General features: G+C 61.6%; 1 protein-coding gene. It reads left to right on the forward strand.

Annotated features, from left to right (window positions below; all coding sequences use genetic code 11):
- Positions 1-1045, forward strand: a 1045-nt coding sequence (locus ASE31_RS25105; protein ID WP_057204807.1) for an IS1182 family transposase, incomplete at both ends; no start/stop codon positions are given.

Consider the following 1045-nt stretch of genomic DNA (forward strand, 5'->3'; position numbering starts at 1 on the left):
CTTCCGTCGAAGCAATGGCACCGGCATCCGCAACGTCTGCAAGCGCTTCATCGCCATGTGCCGACAGTTGAACCTCTTCTCACAGGCCATCGTGGCCATCGACGGCAGCAAGTTCAAGGCCGTCAACAGCCGTGATCGCAACTTCACGACCGGCAAGATCGAGGCCCGCCAGCAGCAGATCGAGCAGAGCATCCAGCGTTACCTGGACGCGCTGGAGACCGCAGACCGCACGCAGCCGGCAGAGGTCGAAGCCAAGACAGAACGACTGCAGGAGAAGCTAAAAAAGCTGCGCGACCAGATGCGCCAACTCGATGGGCTCAAGGAGCAGTTGAAGAGCCTGCCCGATGGCCAGGTCTCACTCACCGACCCCGATGCACGTTCGATGGCCACCCAGGCCAAGGGATCGGGCCTGGTGGGCTACAACGTGCAGACCGCTGTCGATGCCAAGCACCACCTGATCGTCGCGCACGAGGTCACGAACGTGGGCAATGACCGGGCACAGCTGCACAACATGGCCTGTGCCGCAGACCAGGCCATGGGAGGCGAGAACCTGCAGGCCTTCGCCGACCGAGGCTACTTCAGTGGACCACAGCTCAAGGCCTGCGAAGACTCGGGCATCACGACCTTCGTGCCCAAGCCGATGACATCGAACGCGAAGGCCCAGGGGCGCTTCGACAAAGGCGACTTCATCTACATCGCCAAGGATGACGAGTACCAGTGCCCTGCAGGCGAGCGTGCGATCCATCGGTTCAGAACGGTCGAGAAAGGCTTGAGCCTGAGCATCTATTGGTCAAGTGCCTGCCCGCACTGCCCGCTGCGCGAGCAATGCACCACCAGCAAATACCGACGTGTCCGGCGATGGGAGCACGAAGAAGTGCTGGAGCGCGTTCAGCAACGGCTGGACAGCAACCCCGAGGCGATGACATTGCGCAGGTCCACCGTGGAGCATGTCTTCGGAACGCTCAAGCACTGGATGGGCTCAACGCACTTCCTGATGAAGACCCTCAAGCACGTGGGCACCGAGATGAGCCTGCATGTGCTGGCC

The organism is Acidovorax sp. Root217, from assembly GCF_001428645.1.
In the GTDB taxonomy this organism is placed as follows: Bacteria; Pseudomonadota; Gammaproteobacteria; order Burkholderiales; family Burkholderiaceae_C; genus Acidovorax.